Below are 16759 nucleotides of genomic sequence, written 5' to 3'. Positions count from 1 at the left end.
GCTCACGCCTTCACACTCAGAAGCTTCTGGGCGATTTCCTCGCCCACCTTGGTGGCTGCTGCCGTCATGATGTCGAGGTTGCCCGCGTACGGCGGCAGGAAATCGCCTGCACCTTCGACCTCGACGAATGTTGTGACCGTGGCGTATCCACCGGAAACGACACTCGGTTCGTCGAACTGCGGTTCGTTGAGCAACCGGTAGCCGGGCACGTACTGCTGGATGTCCTTGACGACGCGGTGAATGGAGTCGGTGATCGCGGCTCGATCGGCGTCCTCGGGAATGGCGCAGAAAATGGTGTCGCGCATGATCATCGGCGGGTCTGCGGGGTTGAGGATGATGATCGCCTTACCGCGCTTGGCGCCACCGATCGTCTCGATACCGCGGCTGGTGGTCTTGGTGAACTCGTCGATGTTCGCGCGGGTTCCCGGACCGGCGGACAACGATGCAACGGAGGCGACGATCTCGGCGTACGCCACGTCGACGACTCGCGACACCGCGTAGACGATCGGAATGGTTGCCTGCCCACCGCAAGTGATCATGTTGACGTTGGGTGCGTCGAGGTGCTCACGCAGGTTCGCCGGCGGAACCACGGCCGGGCCGACCGCGGCTGGAGTCAGGTCGATGGCGCGGATACCCGCGGCCTCGTAGCGGGGTGCTGCCTCGCGGTGCACGTATGCCGACGTCGCCTCGAACACCAGGTCCGGTTTCTCCGCCTGGTTCAGCAACCAGTCGACACCCTCGGCGGAGGTCTCGAGCCCCATCTTGCGAGCGCGAGCCAATCCTTCACTCTCGGGATCGATTCCGATCATCCATCGCGGCTCCAGCCACTCGGAACGCTGCAATTTGTACAACAGATCGGTACTGATGTTTCCCGATCCGACGATCGCCACACTTGCCTTGGTCATGACTACTCCTACGTGAACTGAAGAGAGACGGAGCCGAGGCCGCTGAACTCGGCTCGGAAGTTGTCGCCTGGATGAGCGTCGATCGCTCGCGTGCACGAACCCGGCAGCACGATGTCGCCGGCCTTGAGCCGAACTCCGAAGGTGTCGACCTTCTGCGCCAACCACGCAACCGCGGTGACCGGGTTCCCGAGTACCGCATCGCTGCGCCCCTCCGCAATCCGCTCCCCGTTGCAGGTCAGAACCGCGTCGATGGCCTTGATGTCGATGTCCGACGGGCGAACTCGTTCCTTGCCGAGGATGAACCCCGCGGAGGACGCGTTGTCTGCGATGGTGTCCGAGAGCCCGATCTTCCAGTCCTTGATCCGACTGTCGATCAACTCGATGGACGGCGCGTAGGCAACAGTGGCGTCGATGACATCCTGTTCGGTGCACCCGGCGCCCGGCAGATCTGATCCCAGAATGAAGGCGACCTCCACCTCGACGCGTGGGAAGCAGAAGCGCGACGTGTCGACCGGACGGTCCTCGAACTCTTCCATCTCGGCGAGCAGGTGACCGTAATCGGGCTCGTCGACGCCCATCATCTGCTGCATCGCCAGTGACGAGAGTCCGACCTTGTGTCCGACCACCTTTGCGCCACCGGCAACACGACGCCGAATGTTGATGAGCTGGATCTCGTAGGCGTCGACGACGTCGATGTCCGGATAGTCGGCGATCAGCGGGCTGATCGGAGCGCGGTCCCGTTCCGCCGAATCGAGGTGGTCGGCAAGTTCGCCGCGGATCTGCGTCGAGAGCATCGTTCAGGCCTTTCCGACTGTGGAGAATGCGGCTGCGTGCTGACCGGCTCGTCGTCCGGAGAACACGCAGTCGGCGAGCGACAAGCCGCTCACATACGAGTTGGAACAGATACCGACAGCGGTACGGCCGGCGGCATACAGGCCAGGGATACCCTCCCCGGCCTCGTTTTTCACCATGCCGGACGATTCGTCGACCACCAATCCACCGAGCGTGAGCATCGGGCACGGATTCATCATGTTGGGCTTGATCGAGACGTCGTACATCGTGAACGGCGCGCTCAGTATCGGCCTGACGAAGTCCGACGGCTTACCCATCGGATCGGGTTGCCCGGCAGCGGCAGCCGAGTTGTGCGCGTCGACTGTGGCTTGAAGGCCGGCGACGTCTATCCCCGCCTTGCGAGCGACCTCGGCAATCGTGTTGCCACGCACCGCGGTACGCATCATGCCGGTGGTCTGCACCCGCTGGAACCACATCGACTGGTCACTGATCTGCGACTTCGCTTCGCGAACAAGCTCGGAATCTGCCAGCAGCCAACCGATTCCGCTGCTCTTCTCCGCCATCGCCTGACCGAGAGCGGCACCGTAACGTGACTCGTCGACGATTCGCGCACCGGATTCCCCCACCAGAACGGAACCGAGAAAAGCACTCGGCGGGACGATGAATCGCCAGGCGGAAACATTGCCGAGCTTGTCGGTTGCGCCCCCGGCTTCGATACCGAGGTTGATGCCTTTGCCGTCGTCGCCCGACGTGCCGAGCGGGATACCGCCCTTGTAGGCAGGAGCATGGGTACGCATCATCTCGCGATTGGACACGAAGCCGCCGGCGCTGAGGATCACGCCGCCCCGAGCTTGGATGCGAATCCGCTTGGCGTGCTTCTTCTCGATGTTCGCGATGAGTGCGTCGAGAATCGTGCGCAACTGCGGCGCGTAGACGCCGGGCTTGGAGGACAACGATCCGAGCGTCGCGTGCCGGCGCCGAACACCGGCAGGTGCGTCGCCAAGAGTCAGTGCTTCGACGCCGATCACCCGGCCGTCCTCGATGATCAGCCGGTCCGCTCGCGTCTGGCCGAGAAGTTGGACGCCCTTGGCCGCCGCGGACTTCGCGAGCGGGCTGTACAGCATCTTCCCCGACGTGCCCCTCCCCTTGGCGCGATGACCGCGCGGAGCAGGTTTTGCGATGTCACGGAACCCGCCGGCCGATTCGCTACCCGAGAAGTAGAGGTAGTGCTTGTTGCTCGGATACGACGTCTTGTACGGACACAGTGAAGCCTCGAACGGCACTCCGTGACTGCGCAGCCAGTCGATCGACGCCGGACTCTCGTCGACGAACCGGCGCAGCGTCTGCGGCGTCACCGCGTCACCGACCTCGCGGTTCAGGTAGGCGAGCATGGCTTCGGGACTGTCCTCGACTCCGGCTTCCTTTTGAATCACGGTGCCGCCGCCGGCGTAGTAGATTCCCCCGGAAATCGTGCTGGCACCGCCACCGAGCGCTCGGTCGATGGCCAAAACCGACGAACCGGCCGCTACCGCTTCGAGCGCCGCACTGGCGCCCGCCACACCGAACCCGACCACAAGGACGTCAACCGAAGTATCCCAGGTCACACCGCACCATCCTCAATTTCACTGCAACGTGTTTCGTTATCAATGACAACGTCCGGAAATACTTCCTGGCAGAAAGCATGGACTGACACCCCCATCATTCTATAACGTGTTCTACATGAGCAAGCAGGAATACGACATCGTCGTCGTCGGCAGTGGTGCCGCAGGTATGACAGCGGCCTTGACCGCAGCCCACCAGGGCTTGAGTGTGGTCATCGTGGAGAAAGCCGCCCACTACGGCGGATCGACCGCCCGTTCCGGTGGTGGGGTCTGGATCCCCAACAACGAGGCACTTCAGGCGGACGGTGTCACCGATACACCAGAGGCTGCACGTTCCTACCTGCACAGCATCATCGGCGACGTCGTCGCTCCCGAACGCATCGACACCTACCTCGAGCGCGGCCCCGAGATGCTCTCGTTCGTGCTGAAGAACAGCCCGCTCGAACTGCAGTGGGTCCCCGGCTACTCCGATTACTACCCGGAAGCTCCCGGCGGACGCCTCGGTGGCCGCAGTGTCGAGCCCACCCCGTTCGACGGCAACAAGTTGGGCGCCGACCGTAAGAATCTCGAGCCCGATTACGTCAAGGCCCCCAAGAACTTCGTCATCACCCAGGCTGATTACAAGTGGCTCAACCTGCTGATGCGCAATCCGCGCGGACCGCTGCGCGCCATGAAGGTCGGCATGCGATTCCTCGCCGCCAAGGCCACCAAGAAGGATCTGTTGGTTCGTGGCCAGGCACTGGTCGCCGGCATTCGACTCGGGCTTCAATCCGCCGGAGTGCCCATCCTGCTGAACACCCCGCTGACCTCCCTCTACACCGAAGACGGCGCGGTTCGCGGCGTCAACGTCCTCGTCGACGGCGAGGAGCAGGTCATCCGCGCTCGCCACGGAGTTGTGTTGGGATCCGGCGGATTCGAGCACAACAAGGAAATGCGTGAGAAGTACCAGCGTGGGCCCATCGGCACCGAATGGACCGTCGGCGCCAAGGCGAACACCGGCGACGGCATCCGCGCAGGCCAAGAAGTCGGCGCTGCAGTCGATTTCATGGACGACGCCTGGTGGGGCCCGTCCATTCCGTTGACCGGCGGACCGTGGTTCGCTCTCTCCGAGCGCACGCTCCCCGGCTGCATGATGGTCAACATGTCGGGCAAGCGCTTCGGCAACGAGGCGGCTCCGTACGTCGAGGCAACCCATGCGATGTACGGCGGCGAGTACGGCCAGGGCGAAGGCCCTGGTGAGAACATCCCGACCTGGATGATCCTCGATCAGCGTTACCGTAACCGCTACACGTTTGCCGGTATCACTCCGCGCTCCCCCTTCCCCGGCCGCTGGCTCAAGGCCGGCATCGTGGTCAAGGCGGGAACAATTGCCGAATTGGCCGAGAAGACAGGGCTTCCCGTCGCATCGCTGACTGAAACCGTGGAGCGGTTCAACGGCTTCGCGCGCAACGGCAAGGACGAGGACTTCGGCCGCGGCGACAGTGGTTACGACGCGTACTACGGCGATCCCCGACTGAAGAACCCCAGCCTCGCCGAGATCAGCAAGGCCCCGTTCTACGCCATCAAGATGGTTCCGGGTGACCTCGGCACCAAGGGCGGAATCTGCACCGACGTCAACGGCCGAGCACTACGCGAAGACGGAAGCGTCATCGACGGCCTCTACGCCGCGGGCAACGCGAGCGCTCCGGTCATGGGCCACACCTACGCCGGTCCAGGCGCGACCATCGGTCCCGCAATGACTTTCGGCTACCTGGCCGTACTCGACATCGTCGAGCGTGCGAAGAAGGCCGAGACCACCACGGCACCTGCAGCTGAAAAGACGGCGGTCGACCATGCCAATTGATCCGAAGATCGCACTCGGCGCCGAGCTTGCGCCACAAGAGTTCTCGTGGACCCCGTCGGACGTGCAGCACTACCATTTGGCACTGGGAGCAGGTGCGCGTCCGCTCGATCCGAACGAACTGCGCTACCTCGACGACGAAAAGCCTCAGGTGCTACCCACCTTCGCCACCGTCGCCGCCAACTTCCACGCCACCGAGGCACCGAAGGTGTCGTTCCCCGGCGTCGAAATCGATCTGGCGAAGGTAGTACACGGAAGCCAGGAAGTCACTGTCCATCAGCCGATCCCGGCAAGCGGTAGTGGACGCACCACCACGCGGATCGCCGAGATCTGGGACAAGGGCAAGGCCGCCGTGATCGTGCAGGAATCCGTCACGGTCGACGCCGACGGTAACCCGCTCTGGACTGCCCGCTCGTCGATTTTCGCCCGCGGAGAGGGTGGTTTCGGGGGTGAACGTGGTCCGTCGGAGTCGATTTCGCTTCCGGATCGGGAACCAGATGCGACAGTGGTGACACCTGTGCTTCCACAGCAGGCGTTGCTGTATCGGATGTGCGGTGATCGGAATCCGTTGCACTCGGATCCGCAATTCGCCTCCGCGGCAGGCTTTCCAGCGCCTATCCTGCATGGACTGTGTACTTACGGAATGGTCTGCAAGACCGCAGTGGATACCATGCTCGACGGCGACAGCAGTCGGGTAGCCGGATTTCGGGCCCGCTTTGCCGGGGTCGTGTTTCCCGGCGAGAACTTGAGTATCCAGATCTGGAAAGACAATGGGCGACTCCTGATCTCAGCTTCTGTACTGGAGCGTGAAGCTCCTGCCCTGGCTGACGTAGTTCTCACTCTTGTCTGATACCACCCTGTCTGATACCCACCTGTTAGAACTCACCGTAGTTCTCGAACCCGATGGAGTAGCCCGAAGATGACGGCACAAGACGAAAAGTTCCGACTGTCCCGACGAGGTTTCATGGCCGCTGGAGCCGGTGCCGTGGCAGCGACCGCATTCGCCGGCTGGACGCCGGCCTATGCCGTCCCCGCCGGCTCTTCCGGCTCCGCGGGTGGCCCCGTCTCCACCCTCACCCCGCCGCCTGCCTTCCCCGAGGGCATCGCCCTCTACCAGCAGGCATATCAGAACTGGTCCAAGGAGATCATGCTCGATGCGATCTGGACCTGTTCGCCCAAGACGCCCGAAGACGTAGTCCGCCTCGCCAACTGGGGCCATGCCAACGGCTACACCATTCGCCCCCGCGGTGCCATGCACGGCTGGACGCCGCTGACCATCGTCAACGGTGCGCCGGTCGACAAGGTCATTCTCGCCGACACCACGGTCCATCTCACCGGCGTCTCCGTCAACGCGGGTGGTAGCCCGGCCACCGTCACCGCAGGACCCGGCGCGACCCTCGACGCCATCACCACGGCGCTGCAGGCACAGGGACTCGGGTTCGCGAACCTGCCGGCACCTGGTGTGTTGACCATCGCCGGTTGCCTCGCCGTCGACGCTCACGGCGCAGCTCTTCCCGCCGAAGGCGAAGCACGCGTTCCCGGACAGACTTTCGGCTCACTCTCCAACCTCGTCACGTCCCTGACCGCAGTGGTCTGGAACGGTAGCGAATACGCGCTGAAGACGTATGCACGCAGCGACGCGGCGATCAAGCCGCTGCTGACTCACCTCGGACGCACCTTCCTCACCTCCGTCACCTTGCAGGCCGCTCCCAACTACCGCATGCGCTGCGTCAGCCACACCGACATCGGTTGGCAGGAACTCTTCGGTGCCCGCGGCGCTTCCGGACGTACCTTCGAGAAGTTCGTCCGCGAAAACGGTCGCGCAGAAGCAATCTGGTACCCCTTCACGGAACGTCCCTGGATGAAGGTGTGGTCACTTGCCCCCACCAAACCGCCGTTCGCGCGTGAGGTGACCGGGCCGTACAACTACATCTTCTCCGACAACCTTCCCGAACCTGTCACCGACATGATCGGCCAGATCAATGCCGGAAACCCGGGCATTGCACCGGCATTCGGGCAGATCATGTACGCCACCACCGTTGCCGGACTCGCCGCGACGTTCTCCAACGACTTGTGGGGATGGTCCAAGGACGTCCAGTTCTACATCCGGGCCACTACCCTGCGCCTGACCGAGGGCGGCGGAGCCGTCATCACCTCTCGCGCCAACATCGGCCAGGTCATCCACGACTTCACCCAGTGGTTCAACGGCCGCATGGAGTACTACCGCTCCATCGGACAGTTCCCCCTCAACGGCCCCGTCGAAATCCGCTGCTGCGGGCTCGATCAACCGTCCGAGGTCGAGGTCGACTCGGCAGGTGCCCCCACCATCTCGGCCATGCGCCCTCGCCCCGACCATCCGGAATGGGACACCGCCATCTGGCTCAACGTCCTCGGCGTCCCGGGAACTCCCGGCATGTTCGCGTTCTACCGCGAAATGGAACAGTGGATGCGCAATCACTACAACAACAACGACGCCACCTTCCGCCCCGAGTGGTCCAAGGGCTGGGCGTTCGGTCCCGACAAGCCGTACACCGACACACCGATCATCACCCAGGGCCTCCCCCAGACCTACCGCGAGGGTGTTCCCTCGAGCGACAACTGGGACACCGCCAACGCCGCCTACAACGCGTTGGATCCACACAAGGTCTTCAGCAACACCTTCCTGGATCAGTTGCTGCCTTGAGGTTCAAGTACTAAACGCACACTCTGGCAACTCGACGGTCGTCGCCACTCCCCTGCTTTTCAGGAGTGCGGCGGCCGTCGTGCGTTGTAGCGAGAGGGATGAAGGAGTCCCCGCACCCCGACCAACTAACTGACTCAACCGCGATCAGGATGCATCGCCTCGTGCATGCTTTCCACCGCCCGGGCGTGGGTCGAGAGCTCAGATCGAGCAGACCGAATCGAGGCACTATTGCTGCGTGTCCCAGGCTCGGACGGCGCCGCGTCCTCTCCGTGGTTCGAGGTAACACCTGCGGGATGCTCGGAGGGGCTGGTTTGCTCTTCCCTCTCCGCGCGGGCACGCAACAACGACTCGGACTTCGGGGTATTTCGCATCGCAACATTGTCCCAGATCCACCTCGTACGACTCACACCGCGCGCTCTCACCCCCCATGACCGGGTCGTTTCCGAGCTGCAATACCTAGAAAGTTCGCAACAAAATATCTACAGCGGTCAGAGTAGACATTCTCACGGGGGTGTTGTATCTTTTTTCTCGTAGCAAGGAACGAATCAAGAGATGCGGGAGAGATGAACTACCCGCAAGCAGTACCGCAGGGCAGGGACGTGCCGGGGCCGAATTCGTGTGTGAGTGTGTAGTCGGACCCGGCACCCCCCTTCAAAGCGGCTACCGGATGTCTTGTGCGAGTCCGGAAGTTCGAAAGAATGCAGTTATGTAAGTAAGTTCAAACCCCATCCGGCCCCCGGCGCACCTCGCGCCGGGGGCCCCGTCCATTTAACGAAAGAAGCGAGCCATTTCGGCAGATATACCCCCGGGTGACCCGTCCGGCAGATTCGACGACGAGAACTACCCGGCATACAGCATGGGGCACGCCGCCGAGATCCTCGGCGTCAGACAAGCTTTCCTTCGCAGCCTCGACGCCGCGAAACTGCTCACCCCGCAACGCTCCGAGGGCGGGCACCGCCGATACTCCCGCTACCAGCTTCGCATCGCAGCTCGCGCCCACGACCTTGTGGCCAACGGCACGGCGCTCGACGCGGCTTGCCGCATCATCATCCTCGAAGACCAACTCACCGAAGCCCGTCGCATCAACGCCGAGCTTCAGCACGCGCAGGACCTGCGAGAGGAACCGGACGCGGCACCCGAATGAGGAATGCACTGGAAATAGCAGTTTCACCTATACGGCCGATCTGATCCCTCCTCATTTCAACTGCGGTAAATTCGGCCAATTGGGACATTGCTAGGCGTCGGTTGCTCGATTTCCGCATCGAAGGGATCGCAGGCATGACTTCCTCCCACCACCGCCCTCGGGTGCGGCTAGCTGCTCTCTCGATCGCCTTGACCATTGCCGTTGCAACCGCTGCGTGCAGTTCCGACGAGGGCTCCGCAACAAACACGGGCAGCGCCTCTCCCAGCACCTCGAGCAGTCAGGAATCCACCCAGATCACGGATATCGTCCGCCGTCAGGTGGCCGACTTGGGCCTCAGTGCCGCTGTGTTCGGTGTGTGGCGGGGCGGCGACGAAGTTGCTCTGGGCGCCGTCGGAGAGTCCCCTCTCGGAGTTCCGGCGACAACCGACATGCAGTTGCGCGTCGGCCAGCCGATGGAGCCGATGCTCTCGACCGTCCTCCTGCAACTCGACGAAGAGGGCACGCTGCCACTCGATCAACCGATCGCGAAGTGGGAACCGAACTTTCCGCGCGCAGATACGATCACTCCGCGAATGCTGGCCAATAGCACGTCGGGCATCTCCGACTACGTGACCGATCCGCAGTTCCTGAAACTCTTCACGGATAACCCGATGAAGGGCTGGACTGCTCAGGAGATCCTCGATTTAGCCAACTCCCGCCCACCGCTGTTCGAACCCGGCACCAGTTGGGCGTATGCGCACAGCGACCTGACGCTGCTCGGCGACGTCATGGAGAAGGCGACCGGAAAGCCGCTGGGCGAACTACTTCAACAGCGCGTCTTCGATCCGCTCGGGATGGATCACAGTAGCGTTGTGCTCACGTCGCAGATGGACGAGCCGATCCTGCACAGCTACACCAATGAACGCGGAGTGTTCGAAGACTCCACTTTCTGGAATCCGACGGCATTCCTGCACAGCGGAAACATGAACGCACCTGTCGCCGACGTCGGAAAGTGGGTGCGCGCGCTGGGAACGGGAGAGTTACTCTCCGACAGGGCTTTCGATCAACAGATGGCGCCGACGACCGCGGGCTTGGGAAGTATGACGGCGGACAAGTTCTTTTCCTTCGGGACCGGGCACCTCAACGGTTGGCTGGTGATGAACCCGTCGTACGGCGGTTACAACGGCCTTGCGCTCTACTACCCCGACTCGAAAACCACGATCGTCGTCTACGCGACTCTCGGGCCGACAACCAACGCGGATCTCAACAACGCCGTGCCGATGGGCAAGGCGATCGGAGCCCTCCTCGAGCCGGATCACCCACCGCAGGTCCCGACACCGTGATGCGCCCCACACGCCGGTAGGAAACAGCGTCGGCCTGCAACTTCCTGTTTACGCACGGATTACCTCCAGGACTTATCGCCCCATCACCATTCTCTTCAGTACCGAACGAAACGCGTCGGACCGCGGGTTGTCTCGCCAGTGAACGAGAACGTAGATGGATGGGGACAGGCCCGATGAGGAAATACGCGATGTCAGTGGCATGCACGGTTGCAGTCACAGCGGGAGTGACTCTGGTGATGTCGGTACCTGCCGGAGCTGCTCCGAATGACGGTGGGTCGTGCCCGGCCGGTGCAGTATTCGCAGTTGGCGGGACGTGGGATCCGACGGGACAAACAACGCAACCCGTCACCGACCGCTACGTGGCCCAGGGTTACACCTCCAAGCCGGTGACCTACCCGGCGAGCTTCTGGCCGCTCGGCGATCAGACGTACGACCAGAGTGTTGCCGCGGGCGCCCAGACGCTGCGCAGCGAGGTCAACGCTTTTCACGCTCAGTGCCCCGGCAGCGAGATCGTCGTCACCGGGTACTCACAGGGTGCTCGGATTGCCGGCGACGTGCTCGGTGACATCGCGCGCGACGGATCCATTCCACAGTCGCAAGTCGAAGGTGTGCTCTACGCCGACCCCCGCAACTCGGCCGGAGGCATCGAAACCGTAGTGCCCAATGTCGTTCCAGGAGCGACGATGTCCGGAGCACGCGGCGGATTCGGTGACATCGCAGTGCAGGAAGTCTGCATCGAGGGTGACGGCATCTGCAACATGCCCAAGCCCCGCGATGCCCCCGAGGTGTTCGTCGACTCGGTATTCGGATACTTCACGAAGCACAACACTTATACGCCGATGATGTCCGAGTCCGCTCCGCCTGCTCCCCCGGCATTGCCGCAGACGCCTTCGATACCCCTCCAACCCGCTGACGTTGCCACCGCGATCGTGACGCGAGTCGTCGAGAACATCACTCCGTATCTGAGCGCTGCACTCGCCACCGTGCTGACGAAGTAACGAGGTACAGCTTGTTCGACGGACTGAAAGTCGACCGATTCGTACAAGTCGAGGGCCACCCGCGCCGTGCACGATCGAAAACATGCTCACGTTCATCGTCAGATACGGGTACGTCCCGTACATGCTCTTGGGAATCAACGGAGCGGCAATTGCGCTCGCGGCATCCGGTGCGCCGAAATGGTCGCTGGTGGCGTTGATTCTCTTCGCCGTGGTCTGTTCTTTCGCGGCCGAACGGGCGCTTCCCTACGAATCTTCGTGGAATGCGCCGGGAGCGGACCGGTTTCGCGACGCAATCCATGCCTTTGTCAACGAATCACTCATCCTGGTAAGTGTCGCCGTCATTCCGTTGATGGCAGCGGTGATTCCGTTCGACGGGTTGTGGCCGAGCAGTCTTCCGTTTGTCGTTCAGGTTGTGTTCGCAGTACTGGTTGCGGATTTCGGTATCACCGTCGTACATCTGATCAGCCACAAGGTTGGATGGTTGTGGCGTTTTCACGCGGTCCATCACAGCCTCGAGCGGTTCTACGGCATGAACGGACTCATGAAACATCCCGTCCATCAGACTTTCGAAACCGCCGGTGGCGTCCTGCCGCTGATCCTTCTCGGGATGCCCGTCCCGGTTGCGTCGGCACTCGCGGTGTGTGTCGCTGTCCAACTCCTGCTTCAGCATTCGAATGCCGACTACCGCATCGGCCCCCTGCGTCCGATACTCGCCCTCAACGCCGGCCACCGATTCCATCACCTGAAGTGGGCTGGAATCGGCGACGTCAACTTCGGTTTGTTCACTCTCATCTGGGATCACCTGTTCCGTACCTACTCTTTCGATCCGGAAAAGCGATTCAGCAGTGACGATCTCGGTATGGCGGCCAAGCCCGACTACCCGGACGACTATCTCGGCCAGTTGGCGGAACCGTTCCGGAGACAGAACTGACGGACGACGGGTTGAGATTCAGCCGGCGAGCACCCGACGCATGACGGGCCTGGCTGCGAATGCACTGGCCAACACCAACGCGATCCCCGCTGCCAGGGTGACGGCCAACTGAACCAGCGCCATCGGAGTGGTCAGCACGGCTGCCCCTGCCAGCGGGAAGAGGAACAGCAGTGCGGCGCCGGCACCGGCCAGTGCCATGACGACGACGGGAGTTCGAACGTGCCGCATGCGTGCGCTGTCCATCACCTCGACAGGTGTACCGGCCAGGGTCAGGCTTCGATACAGTTCGCGGTTGTCGAGGATCCCGGATACCTGGGTGAGCGCAGACGAGATGGCGGCCAACGTGAATGTTGCTCCGAGAGTGAACAGCACACCGGTTCGCATGTCCGCGAACAGGAACTCCTGTCCTGGTTCCAGATCCTGCCCTTCTCCGTTGCCGATCGCGGCGAGCAAAGAGGTTCCGGCGGCAACAAAACTTGCCATAGTCACACCGCTGACCGTGCGCCACAATGCCTTCGGGTTGTCCAGGACCCGACGGGCCGCAATCAACGACGCACCGTCTTTGGCACATTTGAGCATGATTTTTCCGAGCACCAAGATGACGAACGGACCGACCAGCGCAACAACGCCGAAACAGACACCAAGGCCCACCAGTATTGCCGCGATGCTTGCCGCGGAACCACCGAATGCACTCCATCCCAACAGAACCCCGACGCCCGCAAGAGCAAAGATCATCTTCGGTGCGGCGCTGGGATTACCCGCCGTGACGCCCAACGGGCTCACGAATACCTGACGCATCCCGAGCATCGACGTCAAAGCAGCCAGGACGGTCATACCGAATACGATGCCCACCAGAGGAAGTGCACCTACCCAGAGCTCACTCCACTCGAAGGTCCGGCCTTGAAATCGCAAGAGGGCTACGAGTGGCAGTGCGAGGAAATACCCCAACACGCCGATCAACGCGCCGGCAAAACCCTGGATACCCGATTCCGCAGCGCACAGCGCAACAATCTGACGGGGCGTGGATCCGATGAGTCGCAGCGCCGCCAGGCGTTCGTCTCGACGACGGGCACCCAAGCGGGCCGCCGCCAGACCGAGAGTGATTGCCGGGACGATCATCAACACGGAGGCAACCCCGGCGAGCGCGAGATATGCCTCTGACTCAGGTTCGCTCGATCGGCCCGCAAAGGCACCGTAGCCACCGAGAACCGTGAGCAACAGGGTGGTTGACGCAGCGAAGGCCGATACCGGGAGCGCGAAGGTACTCAACGCCTTTCTGCCTTCACCTCGCACCGTCAGCAGGGCGACACGCGCGGTGGCTTTCATGCCGCCACCTGTGTCCCGACGAGCGAGCCGGCCTGCATCATCATCGTGCGATCACACCAGCGAGCAACTTCGGCGTCATGAGTGACGACGACCAACGCCGAACCGATCTGTTGTGCAGAATCACGCAACACCCTCATCACTTCCCAGCTTGTCTGTGCGTCGAGCGCACCGGTCGGCTCGTCTGCAAACAGGACTGCGGGTTTGGTCACCAACGCTCGGGCAATCGCGACACGTTGGGATTGCCCACCCGACATCTGACCCGGGCGACGGTCCTGCAGCCCGTCCAGTCCCAAAGGCGCGAAGAAACCGTGTGCCGTCCGCTTGGCTTCCGCGATGGACAACCCGTTGAGCACCAAGGGCAAAGCGACGTTCTCGATCGCCGGAAGCTCGGGCAGCAGCTGACCCGATTGAAAGACGAAACCGTAGGATTCTCGCCGAAGTCGACTCCGATCGTTCTCCCCGAGGTTCTCGATATGCCTACCGCTCAACAGGATCGCGCCCGAATCAGGCTTCACGATTCCCGACATGCAGTGCAGCAGAGTCGACTTCCCCGATCCTGACGGACCCATGATCGCCGTGGCCGTGCCCGCACGGACTTCCAGCGACACACCGCGGAGCACTGGAACGTCGCCGTACGACTTGCCCAGCGAGTGGACCGACAGGACTGCGGGTGATTGTGCGTTGTTCATGAGTACAGCCTCTCGCGTACCCCTCGCATACACATCGGCCCAGCGCACGATCTTCGAACTCACCTCGGTCCTACCGGAGGATGACCGGACCCCGAGGTCTGTCAGGGTCGTCACTATCATCGCTGACATGACCTGGTCCGGTGACGTCCACATGCAGCCCGGAATTCTCATGTTCACCGGCGCCGTCGGATCGGCGCACACGCATGCTCACGCCGCTGTTCAGATCTTGATCGTCGATGCCGGGTCCGTCACGGTCACCGACGGAACAGGTCACAGTGAAATCGTGGGAGCCGTGATCGTTCCCTCCGGAGCAGTGCACTCGTTGTCCGCCTCAGAGGGCGCGCGGGGGCAGGCGATCTATGTCGATTCCACCACCGGAATGGGCCGGCGCATCAGGCCGCCTGAATCCGAGCACGGTGGTGTGGCCGACTGGTCGGACCGTGGGCAGACCGCAGTAGCGATGACGGACCGTGACTCTGATTCGGATCTGGAATACGCAGCGAGGCTGATCGATTCACTGTCCGAAAGTAAGCAGCCGTCGAGCGTACGCGCTCTTCACCCTGCACTCGAGCATGCTCTGACGATACTGCCCGAGCGACTTTCGGGGCCGGTAACGCTGACGGACACCGCCGCGCTGGTCTCCATCTCGCCCGGCCGATTGGGAAGAATCTTCAACGATCAACTGCAGATGAGCTTTTCGACCTACATCCGCTGGTTGCGGCTACGACGTGCCATGGAGGTGATGAGCGGTGGCGCAAGCCTGACAACCAGTGCCCACGAGGCCGGTTTCACCGACAGCGCCCATCTCAACCGTATCTGCCACAGTATGTTCGGGCTCACCCCCAGCGCCGCGACCGGTGATCTCACCTGGAATTGACGCTGCGCCTCAACTGACGCTGTCCAGCTCCGACCGCGCCAGTAGCACCAGTCGGCTGTAGAGGCGCGCCAATCCGGGAACGCCCCGAAGACTGCCCGCCACTTCCTCCACACCGGCAGCGGCATACACGGTCAGCCGTGCATCGACGTCGTACAGAACATCGACGACGTTACCGAAGCGGCGGACTGCAAATTCCGAAGCTTCAGCGAGCGCCGGCACCCCGAAAATCACCCAGTCGCCGAAGCGGGAGGCGAGCTCGAGGTAGTCGGCGGCCGAGGTCGAACCGCCGCACAGCACCTCGAAGTCGAACCAGACGACGCCGTCTCGAATCGCCGAGCATGCCAATGTGCGTGTGCCGATCGTCAATTCGACGCCCTCGCCCGAAGGCCTCACGATTTCCGAGTCGACGAGGAATTCCCCTGTCGCAAACCGGTAGTCCCCGGCACTTGGTTGCCCCGCTGTCCGGTAGTCGACGGAGCCGCCCAACTCGATCACCTCGAGCCTCTGCTCCATCAACTCGATGGACGGCACGAACTGTTCGTGAAAGAGCGGATTCGGAAGAAGCTCGGTCGGCGGGACATTGGACGTGGCAACAACAGTCACGCCTTTCGCGACGATCGTATCGAGAACCCTTGCCATGAACATCGCGTCGGCGACGTCGTCGATGTGGAACTCGTCGAAACAGAGCACGCGGATTCCGTCCACCACGTGGTCCAGCGCCGAACCCATCGATCCGAGTTCGTGCGCCCGGGCGTGCAGGTTTGCGAAGAACCGATGAAAGTGAATGCGCCGCTTGCCGACCGAGAGCTCGTCGTAGAACTCGTCCATGAGCATCGTCTTCCCACGACCGACGCTTCCCCAGAGATAGATCCCACCCCCGACCTCACCGTCGGAGATCCGAACCCGCAGTGCATCGAGGGCTTCACGTGCCGCCAACTGCTCTTCGTCCAGTAACATGAGGCTCCTCTACATCTGTAGAGTCGAGGCTAGTGACCGAATACAAATCGAGTCAATGTGACCCTCACGACGCACCATCAGAAGCATGCAGCTCCGGCAGCATGAAACATCGACAGCAAGGAACGACATGAAGCCTGATCGAAGAGCCCTCATCGCGGCATCGGCCGTCACGATCATCGCCGAGCAGGGTCCGCGTGCGCTCACCCATCGGGCGGTTGATCAGTCCTTGGAACTTCCTGCCGGTTCGACGTCGTACTATTTCCGCACTCGCGAGGCACTTCTCGAAGCAACTGCATTGCACATCGTGCACCGGTCACGTTCGACTTTCGACGAACTCCGAGAAGGGCCCGGAAATCCTGCCGCCCTGACGGCCGAGTATCTCGACGATCTTCTCTCGCACCGCAGAAACGAATTGATCGCTCGATACGCACTGCTCGTGGAAACTCCCCGAGATTCGGCATTGCACCAACTCCTCGAAGGCAGCCTGTTTTCACAGGAGAAGGCAAGACCTATCTTCGGCACCGTCAGCGTTGACGATCCTGACGTCGCCGCCGCAAATTTCCTGAGCCTTCTGGAGGGCTTGATCTTCGACTACTGCCTCGGAGCACGTAGCCGAGATCCTCACTCCTCCGAAACCGTTCGGCAACTTCGGATCCCGATCGACATCTTTCTGCGCGGAGTTGGCGCCACCTGA

Annotated in this window: 15 protein-coding genes; 9 read left to right on the top strand and 6 right to left on the bottom strand. The window is 62.3% G+C overall.

The window, feature by feature from the left end; genetic code table 11:
• Window positions 1-2: 2 nt before the first annotated feature.
• Genes ACWF6P_RS20410 through ACWF6P_RS20400 form a run of 3 tightly spaced genes read right to left on the bottom strand, consistent with a single transcriptional unit; the run spans window position 3 to window position 3301 of the window.
• On the bottom strand, window positions 3-905 hold the full coding sequence (locus tag ACWF6P_RS20410) for an acetaldehyde dehydrogenase (acetylating) (RefSeq protein ID WP_378448253.1): 903 nt from the start codon (window positions 903-905) through the stop codon (window positions 3-5).
• 8 nt (window positions 906-913) lie between these two features.
• On the bottom strand, window positions 914-1699 hold the full coding sequence (locus ACWF6P_RS20405) for a 2-keto-4-pentenoate hydratase (protein ID WP_452622256.1): 786 nt from the start codon (window positions 1697-1699) through the stop codon (window positions 914-916).
• 3 nt (window positions 1700-1702) lie between these two features.
• A complete protein-coding gene (locus ACWF6P_RS20400) occupies window positions 1703-3301 on the bottom strand; it encodes an FAD-binding protein (protein WP_452622255.1) in 1599 nt (532 codons plus the stop codon).
• Between the two features lie 115 nt (window positions 3302-3416).
• Here ACWF6P_RS20400 and kstD point away from each other — a divergent pair, with 115 nt between their 5' ends.
• From kstD to ACWF6P_RS20365, 7 genes are all read left to right on the top strand, one after another.
• Complete coding sequence (kstD, locus tag ACWF6P_RS20395) at window positions 3417-5141, top strand: 3-oxosteroid 1-dehydrogenase (RefSeq protein ID WP_452622254.1); 1725 nt, start codon at window positions 3417-3419, stop codon at window positions 5139-5141.
• Entirely contained in the window at window positions 5131-5988 is an 858-nt protein-coding gene (locus tag ACWF6P_RS20390) for a MaoC/PaaZ C-terminal domain-containing protein (RefSeq protein WP_214886859.1), read from the top strand. The genes kstD and ACWF6P_RS20390 overlap by 11 nt, the downstream gene beginning before the upstream one ends.
• A 69-nt stretch (window positions 5989-6057) precedes the next feature.
• On the top strand, window positions 6058-7821 hold the full coding sequence (locus tag ACWF6P_RS20385; protein ID WP_452622253.1) for a cholesterol oxidase substrate-binding domain-containing protein: 1764 nt from the start codon (window positions 6058-6060) through the stop codon (window positions 7819-7821).
• Window positions 7822-8677: 856 nt separating this feature from the next.
• Entirely contained in the window at window positions 8678-8965 is a 288-nt protein-coding gene (locus tag ACWF6P_RS20380; RefSeq protein ID WP_452622252.1) for a MerR family transcriptional regulator, read from the top strand.
• Between the two features lie 134 nt (window positions 8966-9099).
• Window positions 9100-10287: a serine hydrolase domain-containing protein gene (locus ACWF6P_RS20375; protein WP_452622251.1), complete on the top strand. Its 1188-nt coding sequence runs from the start codon at window positions 9100-9102 to the stop codon at window positions 10285-10287.
• A gap of 188 nt (window positions 10288-10475) precedes the next feature.
• Window positions 10476-11285 (top strand): PE-PPE domain-containing protein, encoded by an 810-nt coding sequence (locus tag ACWF6P_RS20370; protein WP_452622250.1) that lies wholly within the window; start codon window positions 10476-10478, stop codon window positions 11283-11285.
• A gap of 82 nt (window positions 11286-11367) precedes the next feature.
• Window positions 11368-12216 (top strand): sterol desaturase family protein, encoded by an 849-nt coding sequence (locus ACWF6P_RS20365; RefSeq protein ID WP_452622249.1) that lies wholly within the window; start codon window positions 11368-11370, stop codon window positions 12214-12216.
• An 18-nt stretch (window positions 12217-12234) separates the two neighbouring features.
• Here the strand turns inward: ACWF6P_RS20365 and ACWF6P_RS20360 are convergent, their stop codons facing one another.
• Window positions 12235-13542, bottom strand: a complete 1308-nt coding sequence (locus ACWF6P_RS20360) for an FtsX-like permease family protein (protein WP_452622248.1) — start codon at window positions 13540-13542, stop codon at window positions 12235-12237.
• Window positions 13539-14384 carry an ABC transporter ATP-binding protein gene (locus tag ACWF6P_RS20355; protein ID WP_452622247.1) on the bottom strand — a complete coding sequence of 282 codons (846 nt, stop codon included), beginning with the start codon at window positions 14382-14384 and terminating at the stop codon, window positions 13539-13541. Before ACWF6P_RS20355 ends, ACWF6P_RS20360 begins: the two co-directional genes overlap by 4 nt.
• Here ACWF6P_RS20355 and ACWF6P_RS20350 point away from each other — a divergent pair.
• Window positions 14359-15108 (top strand): helix-turn-helix domain-containing protein, encoded by a 750-nt coding sequence (locus ACWF6P_RS20350; protein WP_452622246.1) that lies wholly within the window; start codon window positions 14359-14361, stop codon window positions 15106-15108. The genes ACWF6P_RS20355 and ACWF6P_RS20350 overlap by 26 nt on opposite strands.
• 9 nt (window positions 15109-15117) lie before the next feature.
• On the opposite strand, the gene zapE is transcribed toward ACWF6P_RS20350, so the two are convergent.
• A complete protein-coding gene (zapE, locus tag ACWF6P_RS20345; protein ID WP_452622245.1) occupies window positions 15118-16065 on the bottom strand; it encodes a cell division protein ZapE in 948 nt (315 codons plus the stop codon).
• Between the two features lie 127 nt (window positions 16066-16192).
• Here zapE and ACWF6P_RS20340 point away from each other — a divergent pair, with 127 nt between their 5' ends.
• On the top strand, window positions 16193-16759 hold the full coding sequence (locus ACWF6P_RS20340) for a TetR/AcrR family transcriptional regulator (protein ID WP_452622244.1): 567 nt from the start codon (window positions 16193-16195) through the stop codon (window positions 16757-16759).

It is taken from the genome of Rhodococcus sp. NPDC055024, from assembly GCF_053608585.1.
Note: the sequence above shows the minus strand (reverse complement) of the source record. Positions and strands in the feature narration are given on the sequence as shown.